16 protein-coding genes are annotated in these 14771 nt (G+C 62.3%); all 16 read left to right on the top strand.

Translation table 11 applies throughout. The features are described 5' to 3' along the window. Positions 1–37 precede the first annotated feature (37 nt). Positions 38–1840, top strand: a complete 1803-nt coding sequence (locus AC1IN8_RS05045) for a flagellar hook-length control protein FliK (protein WP_479758253.1) — start codon at positions 38–40, stop codon at positions 1838–1840. A 57-nt stretch (positions 1841–1897) separates the two neighbouring features. Next, positions 1898–2404: a flagellar basal body-associated protein FliL gene (gene fliL, locus AC1IN8_RS05040; protein ID WP_171268714.1), complete on the top strand. Its 507-nt coding sequence runs from the start codon at positions 1898–1900 to the stop codon at positions 2402–2404. A 10-nt stretch (positions 2405–2414) separates the two neighbouring features. Continuing rightward, the gene (fliM, locus tag AC1IN8_RS05035; RefSeq protein ID WP_106887475.1) at positions 2415–3485 is read left to right on the top strand and encodes a flagellar motor switch protein FliM; all 1071 of its coding nucleotides are present in this window, start codon (positions 2415–2417) and stop codon (positions 3483–3485) included. A gap of 50 nt (positions 3486–3535) precedes the next feature. Next, positions 3536–3931 (top strand): flagellar motor switch protein FliN, encoded by a 396-nt coding sequence (gene fliN, locus AC1IN8_RS05030; protein WP_025326247.1) that lies wholly within the window; start codon positions 3536–3538, stop codon positions 3929–3931. Continuing rightward, positions 3928–4320: a flagellar biosynthetic protein FliO gene (gene fliO, locus AC1IN8_RS05025; RefSeq protein WP_265436191.1), complete on the top strand. Its 393-nt coding sequence runs from the start codon at positions 3928–3930 to the stop codon at positions 4318–4320. The genes fliN and fliO overlap by 4 nt, the downstream gene beginning before the upstream one ends. Continuing rightward, positions 4307–5062, top strand: a complete 756-nt coding sequence (gene fliP, locus AC1IN8_RS05020) for a flagellar type III secretion system pore protein FliP (protein WP_202046412.1) — start codon at positions 4307–4309, stop codon at positions 5060–5062. The genes fliO and fliP overlap by 14 nt, the downstream gene beginning before the upstream one ends. Positions 5063–5089: 27 nt before the next feature. Then, the gene (gene fliQ / locus AC1IN8_RS05015; protein ID WP_010673927.1) at positions 5090–5359 is read left to right on the top strand and encodes a flagellar biosynthesis protein FliQ; all 270 of its coding nucleotides are present in this window, start codon (positions 5090–5092) and stop codon (positions 5357–5359) included. 70 nt (positions 5360–5429) lie between these two features. Next, entirely contained in the window at positions 5430–6227 is a 798-nt protein-coding gene (fliR, locus tag AC1IN8_RS05010; protein ID WP_202046411.1) for a flagellar biosynthetic protein FliR, read from the top strand. After that, on the top strand, positions 6220–6648 hold the full coding sequence (locus AC1IN8_RS05005; RefSeq protein WP_479758249.1) for a hypothetical protein: 429 nt from the start codon (positions 6220–6222) through the stop codon (positions 6646–6648). Before fliR ends, AC1IN8_RS05005 begins: the two co-directional genes overlap by 8 nt. Next, positions 6641–7771: a flagellar biosynthesis protein FlhB gene (gene flhB / locus AC1IN8_RS05000; RefSeq protein WP_042650090.1), complete on the top strand. Its 1131-nt coding sequence runs from the start codon at positions 6641–6643 to the stop codon at positions 7769–7771. The genes AC1IN8_RS05005 and flhB overlap by 8 nt, the downstream gene beginning before the upstream one ends. A 534-nt stretch (positions 7772–8305) precedes the next feature. Continuing rightward, entirely contained in the window at positions 8306–10408 is a 2103-nt protein-coding gene (gene flhA, locus AC1IN8_RS04995; protein WP_139435519.1) for a flagellar biosynthesis protein FlhA, read from the top strand. A 16-nt stretch (positions 10409–10424) separates the two neighbouring features. Then, on the top strand, positions 10425–11924 hold the full coding sequence (flhF, locus tag AC1IN8_RS04990) for a flagellar biosynthesis GTPase FlhF (RefSeq protein WP_247625816.1): 1500 nt from the start codon (positions 10425–10427) through the stop codon (positions 11922–11924). Position 11925: 1 nt separating this feature from the next. After that, the gene (locus AC1IN8_RS04985) at positions 11926–12801 is read left to right on the top strand and encodes a MinD/ParA family protein (RefSeq protein ID WP_025326254.1); all 876 of its coding nucleotides are present in this window, start codon (positions 11926–11928) and stop codon (positions 12799–12801) included. Next, entirely contained in the window at positions 12794–13513 is a 720-nt protein-coding gene (locus AC1IN8_RS04980) for an RNA polymerase sigma factor FliA (protein ID WP_025326255.1), read from the top strand. The genes AC1IN8_RS04985 and AC1IN8_RS04980 overlap by 8 nt, the downstream gene beginning before the upstream one ends. 123 nt (positions 13514–13636) lie before the next feature. After that, the gene (cheY, locus tag AC1IN8_RS04975; protein WP_425266319.1) at positions 13637–14008 is read left to right on the top strand and encodes a chemotaxis response regulator CheY; all 372 of its coding nucleotides are present in this window, start codon (positions 13637–13639) and stop codon (positions 14006–14008) included. Between the two features lie 12 nt (positions 14009–14020). After that, a complete protein-coding gene (locus tag AC1IN8_RS04970) occupies positions 14021–14761 on the top strand; it encodes a protein phosphatase CheZ (protein WP_025326257.1) in 741 nt (246 codons plus the stop codon). The last annotated feature ends 10 nt before the right edge of the window (positions 14762–14771 follow it).

Below are 14771 nucleotides of genomic sequence, written 5' to 3'. Positions count from 1 at the left end.
GTGCGGTCATCACAGGATTGTCGTCAGGGATCCCAGCATGATACAGACCCAGTTAACCCTAGCGCCCAGCCAGGCAGTCCCTGCCGACGGCGCCCTGTCGCCCTCGCTCCTCGCCGGGGGGGAAGGAAAGGATCTGTCGCTGGCGGACGGCAAGGCCGCATTTGCCGATGCCATGGCCAGGGCCCAGCTGCTGGGCCAGGAGCCATCGACCAGTCAAGGGGGTGACGACGCCCTGGCTGCGGCCACCCCGGATGCCAAATCTTTGGCGTCTGCCGAGGCAACGGGCAGTCAGGAGGCGGCCAGCAAGGCGCCCTCTGAGGAGACCGAGCTTCCCCCCGAGGATTTTCTGCAGCAGCTGCAGGCCTCCCTCAGGCAGGATGTCAGCCTGGTGGTGCCCCCTGCCTTGCCCCCCCAGGAGGTGACGGCGACCGTCGACGGCAATGACTTGCCGCCCGAGTCGCATCCCGTGGCACAGGCCGCGGGGCCTGTGATGGCGGGGGCGGCGCCTGCCTTGCCGGTGCCGGTGGCGGTCGATGGGCAGGGCGCAGAGGCGCTCCCCCTTGAAAATGAAGAGAGCGGGCTCGCCGCTGGCAAGGCACCCGTCGCCGCAGGCAAGGGCCAGCCCTCGGAGCCGCAAGAGAGCGAGCAGGCCACTGCCGAACACAACACGGCGGCCCCCAAGGCCGGTCAGCCGGCGGCCGCTGTGGCGACTGAACCCTTGTCAGGCGAGGCGCGGGCGGCCCTGCTTGCCAAGGTGGTAGCCGGTGAAGCCCCCCCTGTGCCGGCGAGTCAGGGCTCGGTGGCGGGCGGGCAGCCGTCCGGGCCAGTTTCCCATGACGAACAGATCAGCGCGGCCTCCGCAACCACCGCCAGGGCCTTCGACGCCGGCGTGGTCAGGGTGGAGCCCCAGGGCGCGGCGCAGGCCACGCCAGAACCTGGCACTGCCGGTGGCGAGGGCGACAAGGCGAGCCCGGCTGGTGACGCCCGGGAGGCCAAGCCAGGCGCAGCCCCCAGAGCCGAGACGGCGGCCAGTGGCACCACTCCCCAGCCCGCTCCATCCAGCCCGGATCCCGTGCTGACGGCGCCCCAGCAGACGCTGGCGCGTCACGAGTCCCAGGGGCCGCAAGCCTCGTTGACGGCGCTCTCGGCCGGCATCCAGCAGATGGAGGCCGAACCCGCGGTGGCCGTCGGAGCCGCCGTGGACCTCAAGCCGGCGGCGCAGAAATCCAGGCTCGATGAGCTGGGCAAGCAGCTCGGGCTCGAGGTCAAAGGAACCGAATCGAGCGAGGGAAGTCAGCCGTTGCAGCATGCCCAGACCAGCGATGGCAAGCCGGCGGCCGAGGTGAGCGCGCGGCGGGAGCCCCAGAGCCTGCCGCACCTCAAGCTGGCCACCCCGGAGGCGCCAGCCCAGTTGCACCAGAAGGTAAACCTGATGCTGGCGGACAAGCTGCAGCAGGCAGAGATCCAGCTAGACCCCCTGGGCCTTGGCAAGATGAAGATCCAAATCCAGCTGGATGCCTCCAGCCAGGCCAGCGTCCACTTCGTGGTGCAGCATGGCCAGACCCGGGAGATGCTGGAGCAGGCCATGCCCAGGCTGCGGGACATGCTGGCGGGGCAGGGGATCCAGCTCGGTCAGACAGTGGTGCAACAACAGGCGCAGCAGCAGGGGCAACAGCAGCAGGGACAGCCGTCATCACAGGGCCAGTCTGGCTTCGGCGGTCAGGGTCAGCAAGGGGGAGGCTTTGCCGGTGGCGACCAGTCGGAGGGGGAGGGCAGGGCCCGCACCCTGAGTCTGCTGGTGGAATCGACAAACGATGCCGGAATTGATTTCTATGCTTGATGACTGCCCGAGTAAGTTTATGATACCGAACAAGTTTGAGACTAGGGTGGACAAGGGATGGCAGACGATAACGAACTGACGCTGAAGGACCCGGCGGCGGCCAAGAAAAAGAAGCTGATCATGATAGTCGCCCTGGTCGTCATCCTCCTGGGTGGCGGCGGGGCCGGTGCCTGGTTCATGTTTGCCGGGTCGGACGAGCCGGCGGCCGACACGGCCGAGGCCAAGCCCGAAGCCAGTGCGCCCCAGCCCTCCCTCTATGTGGGCATGCCGCGCCCCTTCGTGTTCAACGTGGCGGGCGGGCAACGGGATCGGCTGGTGCAGATCAAGATCCAGCTGATGGTGCGCGGGGCCGCTGACGAGACCCTGGCGAAACAGAATATTCCCCTGATCGAAGGGACCCTGCTGCGGGTCTTCAGCGCGGCCACCGCCGAGCAGCTGATGACCTTCGAGGGCAAGGAGAAGCTGCGTCAGGATTCATTGGAAGAGTGTCGCCGGGTCCTGAAGGATCTGGTCTCTTCCCCCGTAATAGAACAAGTGCTGTTTACCGGCTTTGTCATGCAATGAAAGGTGAAGCGTGAGCGATCTGTTAAGTCAGGACGAGATTGATGCCCTGCTGCACGGTGTCGATGATGTCGAAGAGGAAGAGCTAGGGGCGGCCGGGGATCCCGGTATCGCCCAGTTTGACTTCTCCTCCCAGGACCGCATCGTCCGTGGCCGCATGCCGACCCTGGAGCTGGTGAACGAACGGTTCGCCCGTCACATGCGCATCAGCCTGTTCAACATGATGCGGCGCACCGCCGAGGTGTCGATCAACGGCGTGCAGATGCTCAAGTTCGGCGAGTACGTGCACACCTTGTTCGTGCCGACCAGCCTGAACATGGTGCGCTTCCGCCCCCTCAAGGGAACGGCACTCATCACCATGGAGGCGCGTCTCGTCTTCATCCTGGTGGAGAACTTCTTCGGCGGCGACGGCCGCTATCACGCCAAGATCGAGGGGCGCGAGTTCACCCCCACGGAGCGGCGCATCATCCAGATGCTGCTCAAGCTGGTGTTCGAGGACTACAAGGATGCCTGGGCGCCCGTGATGGACGTCGGCTTCGAATACCTCGACTCGGAAGTGAACCCGGCCATGGCGAACATCGTCAGCCCCACCGAGGTGATAGTGGTGAGCTCCTTCCACATCGAGCTGGATGGCGGCGGCGGCGACTTCCACGTGGCCATGCCCTACTCCATGCTGGAGCCCATCCGCGAGCTGCTGGATGCCGGGGTGCAGAGTGACAAGGGCGATACCGACGTGCGCTGGAGCAAGGCCCTGCGCGACGAGATCATGGACGTCAAGGTGGAGCTCAAGGCCAAGTTGCTGGAGACAGAGCTCTCCCTGCGCGAGCTGATGGAGCTGCAACCCGGCGACATCATCCCGGTGGAGATGCCGGAGAACCTGCTGGTCTTCGTGGAGGACCTGCCCACCTTCCACGCCAAGATGGGGCGCACCAAGGAGAACGTGGCGCTCAAGATAGTGGACAAAATCAAGCGCCCTGACGGAGTCAAGACAGAGATGCATCTGGTGACCCGGGGGGGCGTGCGCATCGATGGCGAGGCCGAGCTGGAAGAGCTCGAACGCAGCATCGCCGATAAACAGCCCTAACAGACCCGTCGCCTGCGACCTGGGTCAAGAAGCAGCATGAGGAAGTGAAGATGAGCGGAACCGATGACGAGCAGGATCTGATGGCTGACGCCTGGGCTGCCGCACTGGAAGAGCAGGTGACGGCCGAGGCCAAGCCCGCCCCCCTGGAAGAGCTGAAGGACGACGCCCCCATCAGCGCCGAGGAGCGGCGCAAGCTGGACACCATTCTGGACATTCCGGTGACCATCGCCATGGAAGTGGGGCGCAGCCAGATCAGCATTCGCAACCTGCTGCAGCTGAACCAGGGCTCTGTCGTGGAGCTGGACCGGGTGGCGGGCGAGCCCCTGGACGTGCTGGTCAACGGCACCCTGATCGCCCACGGCGAGGTGGTGGTGGTGAACGACAAGTTCGGCATTCGCCTGACCGATGTCATCAGCCAGATAGAGCGAATTAAGAAACTCAAATGATCCGTGCTCTCGCTCTGGTACTGTTTGCCGCCCCCGCACTGGCCAACCCTGCCAACCCGGGGGCGGGCGCCACTCCCCCCAGCATCACCTCCTGGCTGCTCTCCAGCCTGATGGTGATCGGCCTCATCCTGGTGCTGGGCTTCCTGCTCAAGAAGAGCAAGCTCACCCAGGTGATGGGGGGCGGCCAGATGAAGGTCATCGCCACCCTGCCGCTCGGCTACAAGGAGAAGCTGATGGTGGTCAAGGTGGGCGAGCAACAGCTGCTCATCGGGGTGACGCCGCAGCAGGTCAACTTCCTCTATCGCCTGGAAGAGCCCCTGGACGAGCGTCAGCCCCAGGCCTTCTCCCAGCAGCTCGGCAAATTGATGGGCAAGCATGAAAAAAGTTAACTGGATCGGGGGCCTGGGCCTGCTCTGCGTGCTGCTGTCGCCCCTGGCGATGGCCCAGGACGGCATGTCGGCGCTGACGGTCAAGACCATGGCGGATGGCAGTCAGGAGTACAGCCTGACCCTGCAGGTGCTGGCGCTGATGACCGCGCTCTCCTTCCTGCCGGCCATTGTCATCATGATGACCTCCTTCACCCGGATCATAGTGGTGCTCGGCATCCTCAGGCAGGCCATAGGCCTGCAGCAGAGTCCGTCCAACCAGGTGCTGATCGGCATCGCCCTCTTCATGTCCTTCTTCATCATGTCGCCGGTGCTGGATCGCATCAACGAGGAGGCGCTGCAGCCCTATCTGGCGGAGACCATAGGGCCCAAGGAGGCGCTGGAGAAGGCCGAGCTGCCCATTCACCAGTTCATGCTGGCCCAGACCCGGGTCAAGGATCTCAACACCTTCATGGAGATAGCGAACGTGCAGGTGGAGAAACCTGCCGATGTGCCGCTGCGGGTGCTGATCCCGGCCTTCGTCACCAGCGAGCTCAAGACCGCCTTCCAGATAGGCTTCATGCTGTTTCTGCCCTTCCTGGTCATCGATCTGGTGGTGGCGAGCATACTGATGGCCATGGGGATGATGATGCTCTCCCCCATGCTGGTCTCCCTGCCGTTCAAGCTGATGCTGTTCGTCATGGTAGATGGCTGGAACCTGATCCTGGGGTCGCTCGCGACCAGCTTCGGGTTGGGGGCGGGGTAAGCCGGTCAATGGAAAGGAGCCGATAAGATGAGTCCGGAAACCTTTGTCGACGTATTCCGCGAGGCGCTCTGGCTGGTGACCATCATGGTGTGTGCCGTGATCCTGCCGAGCCTGATGGTGGGGCTGGTGGTCGCCATCTTCCAGGCCGCCACCTCCATCAACGAACAGACCCTGAGCTTCCTGCCCCGTCTCGTGGTCACCCTGCTGGCCCTGGGGGCCGGTGCCCACTGGGGCTTGCAGAGCCTGATGGACTTCTTCCAGCTGATGGTGAGCCAGATCCCCGAGGTGGTCGGCTGATGCCAGTGTCGGCATTTGCGACCATCAGGCTGCCGATGACGACCCGTCCCACGGCTTTCGGAGCGGCGGCGTGAGCTACACCACTGCGGTGATCATGGAGTGGTTGGCGTCCGTGCTCTGGCCGCTTGCCCGGGTGAGCAGCCTGCTGATGGTGATGGCGGTGTTCGGCAGCCGGCTGGCTCCTGCCAACGTTCGCATGGGGCTGGCGCTCGCCATCACCTTCATCATCGCCCCCCTGCTGCCCCCCATGCCCAAGGTGGAGCTGTTCTCCGTCGGCAGCTTCCTGGTGTTGGGGCAGCAGCTGCTCATCGGCATAGCGCTCGGCCTCATGACCCAGTTTCTGCTGGAAAGCTTCGTGATGGCGGGCCAGATCATCGCCATGCAGACCAGCCTGGGCTTTGCCACCCTGGTGGATCCCATGAACGGCCAGTCGGCTCCCGTGGTGGGCCAGTTCTACCTGATGCTGGCGACCCTGGTGTTCCTGGCGGTGGATGGCCATCTCCTGATGATCAGGATGGTGGTGCTGAGCTTCGAGACCCTGCCGGTCTCGGACAGCGGGCTCAGCCTGCCCGCCATCCGCAGCCTGGTGAGCTTCCTCGGGGTCATGTACCAGGCCTCCCTGGTGATGGCCCTGTCTGCCATCATAGCCCTGCTGCTCATCAACTTCGCGTTCGGAGTCATGACCCGGGCGGCTCCCCAGCTCAACATCTTCAGCATCGGCTTTGCGGTCAGCATGATGTCGGGCCTCTTCATCCTCTGGCTCACCATAGGGGGTTTCATGGGGCACTTCGATTCCCTCTGGGAGCGGGTGCAGGAGACCAGCTGCGAGCTTATCAAGGTCCAGTGCCTGGGGGGCCAGAATGGTTGATACCGGTCTGCTCGACAGTTGCCAGCCAGTCGGGAGACTGCATCCCATTGATACCGATCGGGTCAATGGCACCGAACAACCAGGCCATGCTATCGGCTGGCTGATCTACAACGGCCAGTCAGTCGGGGGACTGCATGCCATTGATACCGATCGGGTCAACGGCACCGAACAACCAGGCCATGCTATCGGCTGGCTGACTTACAGCGGCCAGTCAGTCGGGGGACTGCATCTCATTGATACCGATCGGGTCAATGGCACCGAACAACCAGGCCATGCTATCGGCTGGCTGATCTACAGCGGCCAGTCAGTCGGGGGACTGCATCTCATTGATACCGATCGGGTCAATGGCACCGAACAACCAGGCCATGCTATCGGCTGGCTGATCTACAACGGCCAGTCAGTCGGGGGTCAGCATGGCTGATACCGATCAGGAACGCACAGAACAACCCACGGGCAAACGACTGCAACAGGCCCGGGAAAAAGGGCAGATTGCACGCTCCAAGGAGCTGGGAACCGCCAGCGTCCTGCTGGCGACCGTGTTCGGCTTGCTGATGATCAAGGAGAGCCTGGCCGGTGCCATGGTCAAGGTGCTCACCATGGGCTTTACCCTGGACCGGGATCAGGCCTTCGATCCCAACGCCATGGGGGTCATGCTGCCCACCCTGCTGTGGGAGCTGCTGCAACCCCTCGGCCTGCTGTTCCTGCTGGTGACCATAGCCGCCTTCGTGGGCAACACATTGCTCGGCGGTATGAACTTCTCCTCCGAGGCCATGTTGCCCAAATGGAGCAAGCTGAGCCCCTTGAGTGGTTTGAAGAGGATGTTCGGGGTGCAATCCCTGGTGGAGCTCGTCAAGTCCATCGCCAAGGTGGTGTTCATCAGCCTGTTCGCCTGGTGGATGCTGTCGAGCCAGTTCAATCACCTGCTCAATCTCTCCCTCGAGGGCTTCCCCGGCGGCATCATAGACGCCCTGGATCTGCTGCTGTGGATGCTGATCATCCTCTGCTGCGCCCTGATCCCCATCGTCGCCATAGACGTGCCCTTCCAGACCTGGAACCACAATCGCCAGCTCAAGATGACCAAGCAGGAGATCAAGGACGAGTTCAAGGACAGCGAGGGCAAGCCCGAGGTCAAGGGACGGATACGCCAGTTGCAGATGCAGATGGCGATGCGCCGGATGATGGGGGATGTGCCCAAGGCGGACGTCATCATCACCAACCCGACCCACTACTCGGTGGCCCTGAAGTACGACGCGGGCAAGCCGGGGGCCGCGCCCAAGGTGCTGGCCAAGGGGGTGGACGAGGTGGCGATGAAGATCCGAGAGATAGCGCGGGAATACGACATCCCCGTGATGTCCTCGCCGCCCCTGACCCGGGCTATCTACCATGCCACCGAGATTGGCCAGGAGATCCCCGAGGGGCTCTTTGCCGCCGTGGCCCAGGTGCTGGCCTACGTCTATCAGCTCAAGAAGTTCCGCCGTGGCCGTGGCCGCCGCCCGACCCCGGTCGCCAGGGATCTCCCCATTCCGCCGGAATATCGCAAATAATCCGTATTCTGGGAGGTGCTGGCTGTCTCTATCCCCAGGGATCTGTCCACTATGGCGCCGGAATATCGCAAATAATCCGTATTCTGGGAGGCGCTGGTTGTCTCCATCCCCAGGGATCTGTCCACTATGGCACCGGAATATCGCAGGTAGTCTGGTGTTCAGCGGAGGCTGGCTGCCCTGAGCGCCATGGATCAACCCACTGTGCCACCGGACTATCACAAGTCGTCACTGCTCTGAGGCGTTGACTGCTCCCGTTGTCAGGGAGCAGTCCACTGTGCCACCGGAATATTGCATCTAGCCTCGCTCCCGCCCCGTTTGCATGGATCGGCTCGCTATTCCCCACATTGATCACCATGGCGCTGCCCGTTCCAGCGGGATTTGCGGCAACACCTCGCTGCCCATCAAGCTACCCGAACAAGTCCTCCGACGGACTTCTGACAGCATCAAAATAAAATCCATATAGATCAAGCCATTGGGTAATTGGCTTGATATTTGCTTTAATTCGCCATCGGCAGTGGTAAATCGAGAAGAACGATGGGATTCAAGGCTGGAGTGAGCCGTTTCAAAGAGTACAGATGGTTGCTCAGCAAGGGGATAGGGACCCCGTTGCTGGTGCTCGCCTCCCTCGGCATGGTGGTGCTCCCCATACCGCCCCTGATGCTGGATATCCTCTTCTCCTTCAACATCGCCCTCTCCATAGTGGTGCTGCTGGTGGCCGTCTATACCCGTCGGCCGCTGGAGTTTGCCGCCTTCCCCACAGTCCTGCTGATAGCGACCCTGCTGCGGCTCGCCCTCAACGTCGCCTCCACCCGGGTGGTGCTGCTGGAAGGCCACAACGGCAGCGCGGCGGCGGGCCATGTGATCGAGGCCTTCGGCAACGTGGTGATCGGCGGCAACTATGCGGTGGGCATCATCGTCTTCATGATCCTGGTGATCATCAACTTCGTGGTGGTCACCAAGGGTGCGGGCCGGATCTCCGAGGTGAGCGCCCGCTTCACCCTGGATGCCATGCCCGGCAAGCAGATGGCCATAGATGCGGACCTGAACGCCGGTCTCATCAACCAGGAAGAGGCGAAGAAGCGCCGTCAGGACGTGACCCAGGAAGCTGACTTCTACGGCTCCATGGACGGTGCCTCCAAATTCGTGAAGGGGGATGCCGTCGCCGGCATCATGATCCTCTTCATCAACATCATCGGTGGCTTCATCATCGGCATGATGCAGCACCAGCTCAGCTTCGGCGAAGCGGCCGAGATCTACACCCTGCTCGCCATAGGTGACGGCCTGGTGGCCCAGATCCCGTCCCTGCTGCTCTCCATCGCCGCCGCCATCATAGTCACCCGCCAGAATACCGATCAGGACATGGGCACGGCCGTGCTCGGCCAGTTGTTCGAGAACCCCAAGGCGCTGGTGATCTCCGCCGGCATATTGCTGATGATGGGCAGCGTGCCCGGCATGCCGCATCTGGCCTTCCTGAGTCTGGGGGCCGTGGCGGCAGCGGGGGCCTGGTGGCTGCTGCGCCGGGAGAAACTGAACAAGGCCAGGGCGGCGAGCGGTGAACTCTTGCCTGCCCAGGGTGATGCCCCGGTGGAGCAGAAGGACCTGAGCTGGGACGACGTCATGCCGGTGGACATCATAGGCCTGGAGGTGGGCTATCAGCTCATCCCGCTGGTGGACAAGAATCAGGGGGGCGAGCTGCTCAACCGGATCAAGGGGGTGCGCAAGAAGCTCTCCCAGGAGTTCGGCTTCCTGGTGCCTGCGGTGCACATCCGCGACAACCTGGATCTCGCCCCCAACCAGTACCGCATCACCCTGATGGGGGTGAGCACCGGCGAGGCCACCGTCTATCACGACAAGGAGATGGCCATCAACCCGGGTCAGGTGTTCGGCCAGATCCAGGGCATAGCGACCCAGGATCCCGCGTTCGGACTGGAAGCTGTCTGGGTCGCCAAGGATCAGGTCTCCCAGGCCCAGACCCTTGGCTACACAGTGGTGGATGCGGCCACCGTGGTGGCAACTCACCTCAGCCAGATCCTCTCCAACCATGCCGCCCTGCTGCTGGGTCACGACGAGGTGCAGCAACTGCTGGACATGATAGGGAAGCATCAGAGCAAGCTGGTGGAAGGGCTGGTTCCCGAGGTGATCAGCATGGGCAACCTGGTCAAGGTATTGCAAAATCTCCTCAATGAAGGCGTGCCAATTCGCGATATGCGCACTATCCTGCAGACCCTCGTGGAATATGCGCCACGCAGCCCGGACCCGGAAGTGCTGACCGCCGCCTGCCGTATCGCCCTGCGCAGGCTGATCGTGCAGGAGATTGCCGGCCCCGAGCCCGAGCTGCCGGTGATCACCCTTTCACCAGAACTGGAACGCATATTGCATCAATCCCTGCAAGCAGGTGGGGGAGATGGCGCCGGTATAGAACCGGGACTGGCGGAGCGGATGCAGCGCTCCCTGGTGGAAGCCACTCAACGACAAGAACTGGAAGGCCAGCCGGCCGTGCTTCTGACATCGGGGATATTGCGCAATACCCTGGCGAAATTTGTCAAGAATGCCATTCCTGGATTACGCGTCCTGTCTTATCAGGAAGTGCCTGATGACAAGCAGATCCGCATCGTCAGTGCGGTGGGACAGGGCTAGTTAGCGGAGATGACGGGTGAAGATTAAGCGGTTTTTTGCCAAAGACATGCGCACGGCGCTGGCCGAGGTCAAGGAGACTCTCGGGCCGGATGCCGTCATCATGTCCAACAAAAAGGTCACCGGTGGGGTGGAGATAGTCGCGGCCGTCGATTATCAGTCCCAGGTGCCTGGACCTAAAGATGCGCCGGTTCGCCGTCAGTTGAACGATGAGAGCGTCAATATCTCGTCTGCGGGCAAGCAGATGACGCGCTCGGCTCCCCCCAAGGAGCAGAACGAATATTATGCCGATACCCTGGCGGCCCTGCTGGCGCGCCAGCAGAAGCTCAACCCGTCCAATCCGGCGGGCGGCAACGCCGCTCAGGGGTCATGGCCAGCGAATGGGGCGGGCAACGGCAATGCTGCGCCGGCCTCCTGGCAGGGTAATGGCGGCGCCGGCACCCAGTCCGCCGGACTGGCGTCTGCCGCCAGCGCACCCAGAACCCTGGCCGAACAGGGCCAGTGGGGGGCGGCCCCCGAGCCCGCCAAGCCCAAGGCGCGCCCGGCCCCCGGCCCCCGTGCTGCCCAGTCCGCCCCGCGGGATCAGGAGATGGAGGGGATGCGCAAGGAGATGGCCAGCATCCGCAAGCTGCTGGAGCACCAGATCTCCGGCCTGATGTGGCAGGAGGTGGAGCGCCGCGAGCCGATGCGGGCACTGCTCATCAAGGAACTCAAGAAGATGGGGTTCGATGATGCCTTCGCCGATCAGCTGGCCGGGCTTATCCCGGAAGACATGCCCATCCATCAGGCCATGGCCCAGCTGGCCGAGGTGCTGACGGCCCAGCTCAAGATCAGCGAAGACGACATCTTGCGCCAGGGCGGTGCCGTGGCCCTGCTCGGCCCGACCGGGGTGGGCAAGACCACCACCATCGCCAAGCTGGCGGCCCGCTTTGCCATGAAGTATGGCGCCGAGCAGGTGGCCCTCATCACCACGGATAACTACAGGATCGGGGCCCACGAACAGCTGCAGACCTATGGTCGCATCATGGGATGCCCGGTGCGTCAGGTGCGCGATGCCGAGGAGCTGGCCAGTGCGCTCTATCAGTTCCGTCACCGCCGGCTGGTGCTCATCGACACCGCCGGGGTGGGGCAGCGGGATATCCGCCTGACCGAGCAGCTCGACACCCTGGTCAAGAATGCCAAGGTGCGCATTCGCAGCTACCTGGTCATGTCGGCCACCTCCCAGCGCCGGGTGATGCAGGAGGCGGTGGATCACTTCCGGCGCATTCCGCTCTCCGGCTGCATCCTGACCAAGCTCGACGAGAGCCTGAATCTGGGTGAAGTGATTAACGTATGCATTCAGAACGCCCTGCCCATCAGCTACATCACGGATGGACAGCGGGTGCCGGAAGATATTCAAGTTGCCAATGCGGCGCTGCTGGTCGGCGCGGCCATGGGCTCGCTGGAGCGGGAAACAGAAGACCCTTACTTCTGGGGTTCAGGTTTTGGCGAGGCCGAAGATTCGGAGTTTTATGAGTAACATGTATATGGATCAGGCGAGTGGTCTGCGCAAAATGCGTCAAAACAATCGAGTGAAAGTGATCGCCGTGTCCGGAGGCAAGGGGGGCGTTGGCAAGACCAACGTGACCCTGAACGTGGCGGGAGCCATGGCCGCCCAGGGCAAGCGGGTGTTGGTGCTGGATGCCGACCTTGGTCTGGCCAACGTCGACGTCATGCTGGGGCTGCGGGTGCACCGCAACCTCTCCCATGTGTTGGCGGGGGAGTGCACCATAGACGACATCATCGTCGAGGGGCCCTATGGCATGATGATAGTGCCGGCCACCTCGGGCACCCAGTCCATGGTCGAGCTGTCGCCGGTGCAACATGCCGAGCTCATTCGCGCCTTCAGCGAGATGAAGACCCAGGTGGACGTGCTGCTGGTGGACACGGCGGCGGGGATCTCCGACATGGTGCTGAGCTTCACCCGTGCGGCCCAGGACATCATGGTGGTGGTGTGCGACGAGCCCACTTCCATCACGGATGCCTATGCCCTCATCAAGATCCTCTCCAAGGATCACGGGGTGTTCCGCTTCAAGGTGGTGGCCAACATGGTCCGCTCCCTGCGCGAGGGGCAGGAGCTGTTCGCCAAGCTGACCCGGGTCACCGACCGCTTCCTGGACACCTCCCTGGAGCTGGTGGCCTGCGTGCCCTACGACACCAACCTGCGGGCCGCGGTGCGCAAGCAGAAGCTGATCGTCGAGGCGTTTCCCAAGTCCCCCGCCTCCCTGGCATTCCGTGCCCTGGCGAACAAGGCGGCGAGCTGGCCCATCCCGAACCAGCCGGGGGGACACCTCGAATTTTTCCTGGAAAACTTATTGCAAAAGCCGGTCATAGCACAGGAAGACTCCCGTGAATAAAGCCCAAGCATACTTGCGTCATCAGGATTCCTACGTGCTGGTCGAGCGTCATGCTCCGCTGGTCAAGCGGATTGCCCAGCATTTATTGGCTCGCCTGCCAAGCAGTGTCTTGCTGGATGACCTGATCCAGGCAGGTATGATTGGGCTGCTCGAAGCCTCCCGCAACTTTGACGGCAGCAAGGGCGCCAGCTTTGAAACCTATGCCGGCATCCGCATCCGCGGCGCCATGCTCGACGAGATCCGCCGCGGGGACTGGGTGCCCCGCTCGGTGCACCGTAACAGCCGTGCCATCGCAGAGGCGATCGAAAACGTGGAGCAGGCCCATGGCCGGGATGCCAGAGACACCGAGGTGGCCGCCAACATGGGGGTCTCCCTTGGCGAATACCATGCCATGCTGCAGGATGTCTCCTGCGGCAAGATCATCGGCATCGAGGATCTCGGGGTCAGCGAGGATGTGATAGGGCATCCCGATGACGCCAGCGGTCACGGCGGCTTCGACGATCTGGCGGCCGAGCGCTTTCAGGGCGCCCTGGCCGAACACATCGCCCGCCTGCCCGAACGGGAAGCCCTGGTGCTGTCGCTGTATTACGACGAAGAGCTGAACTTGCGTGAAATCGGGGAAGTCCTGAGCGTGAGCGAGTCTCGGGTGAGCCAGATCCACAGCCAGGCCATGCACAGGCTGCGGGCCCGTTTGAGAGATTGGAATTTATAAGTGGTTGTACTGGCTACACTGGAACGCAACTCTAAGGCATAATCCGCACCATAAAACCTGCGATCTGCATCATGTAAGTGAGCCGTTTTGGCGGCTATTTAGGAGGGAATTTTGGACAAGAACATGAAAATCCTCATCGTCGACGATTTTTCAACGATGCGCCGGATTATCAAGAACTTGCTGCGTGACCTGGGATATAACAATACCCATGAAGCAGACGATGGCAACACGGCCTTGCCGATGTTGAAAAACGGCGATTATCAGTTCGTGGTCACCGACTGGAACATGCCCGGCATGCAGGGCATAGACCTGCTCAAGGCGATCCGTCTCGATGACAAGCTCAAGCACCTGCCGGTACTGATGGTGACTGCGGAAGCCAAGCGCGAGCAGATCATCGAAGCCGCCCAGGCCGGGGTCAATGGCTATATCGTCAAGCCGTTCACTGCCGCCACCCTCAAAGAGAAGCTCGACAAAATCTTTGAACGAATCGGCTAAGGAGCGGCAGGGATGAAGGCCAAAACGAGTGCCATGATCTCGCTTGAACAGGCAAGGATGCTGGTTGCCCACCTGGAGCGAGAAGAGTTTGAACAGGCCGATACCATCCTCGCCGATGTGTGCGCCCCCAATGCGGCGGCCCTGTTTGACAAGGTGGGGCAGCTGACCCGCCAGTTGCACAACTCACTGCAAGATTTTCGCCTGGATCCCAGGATCCCCGACCTGGCCACCCATGAGATCCCGGATGCCCGGGAGCGGCTCAGCTATGTCATCGACATGACGGACAAGGCGGCCAATCGCACCATGGATGCGGTCGAGGCCAGCCTTCCCATCGCCGATCGGCTCAATGACAACATTCAGCTGGTGATGCCCAATTGGAATGCCCTGATGAGCCGGGATCTTGAACTGGGCCAGTTCAAGGCACTCTGCCATCAACTGAATGATTTTATTAAGGCTTCGGAGACGGATGCCGATAAGTTACGACAACTGCTGACTGAAATCCTGATGGCTCAGGATTTCCAGGACTTGACCGGTCAGATGATCCGCAAGGTGATCAAGCTGGTGCAGGAAGTTGAAACAAAGTTGATAGAGATGCTGACCATGTTTGGTGAGGCCGTCATCGAGAATTCGGCGCGCAGCCTGCCGGCGAGCGGCATCGAGGCAGAGGGCCCCATCATGAACCCGCAGACAAGGTCCGATGTGGTCAATGGTCAAGATGATGTGGACGATCTGCTGTCTAGCCTGGGATTCTAATGGAGTGACG

The sequence above is a fragment of the Aeromonas sp. 130281 genome, from assembly GCF_056642115.1.
The sequence above is the reverse complement of the archived record's forward strand: the minus strand, read 5'-3'. Positions and strand labels throughout refer to the sequence as shown.

Coding starts and splice junctions, on each gene's coding strand:
- AC1IN8_RS05045 (WP_479758253.1), top strand. CDS start 38: ATGATACAGACCCAGTTAACCCTAGCGCCCAGCCAGGCAGTCCCTGCC.
- fliL (WP_171268714.1), top strand. CDS start 1,898: ATGGCAGACGATAACGAACTGACGCTGAAGGACCCGGCGGCGGCCAAG.
- fliN (WP_025326247.1), top strand. CDS start 3,536: ATGAGCGGAACCGATGACGAGCAGGATCTGATGGCTGACGCCTGGGCT.
- fliO (WP_265436191.1), top strand. CDS start 3,928: ATGATCCGTGCTCTCGCTCTGGTACTGTTTGCCGCCCCCGCACTGGCC.
- fliP (WP_202046412.1), top strand. CDS start 4,307: ATGAAAAAAGTTAACTGGATCGGGGGCCTGGGCCTGCTCTGCGTGCTG.
- fliQ (WP_010673927.1), top strand. CDS start 5,090: ATGAGTCCGGAAACCTTTGTCGACGTATTCCGCGAGGCGCTCTGGCTG.
- AC1IN8_RS05005 (WP_479758249.1), top strand. CDS start 6,220: ATGGTTGATACCGGTCTGCTCGACAGTTGCCAGCCAGTCGGGAGACTG.
- flhB (WP_042650090.1), top strand. CDS start 6,641: ATGGCTGATACCGATCAGGAACGCACAGAACAACCCACGGGCAAACGA.
- flhA (WP_139435519.1), top strand. CDS start 8,306: ATGGGATTCAAGGCTGGAGTGAGCCGTTTCAAAGAGTACAGATGGTTG.
- AC1IN8_RS04985 (WP_025326254.1), top strand. CDS start 11,926: ATGTATATGGATCAGGCGAGTGGTCTGCGCAAAATGCGTCAAAACAAT.
- cheY (WP_425266319.1), top strand. CDS start 13,637: ATGAAAATCCTCATCGTCGACGATTTTTCAACGATGCGCCGGATTATC.
- AC1IN8_RS04970 (WP_025326257.1), top strand. CDS start 14,021: ATGAAGGCCAAAACGAGTGCCATGATCTCGCTTGAACAGGCAAGGATG.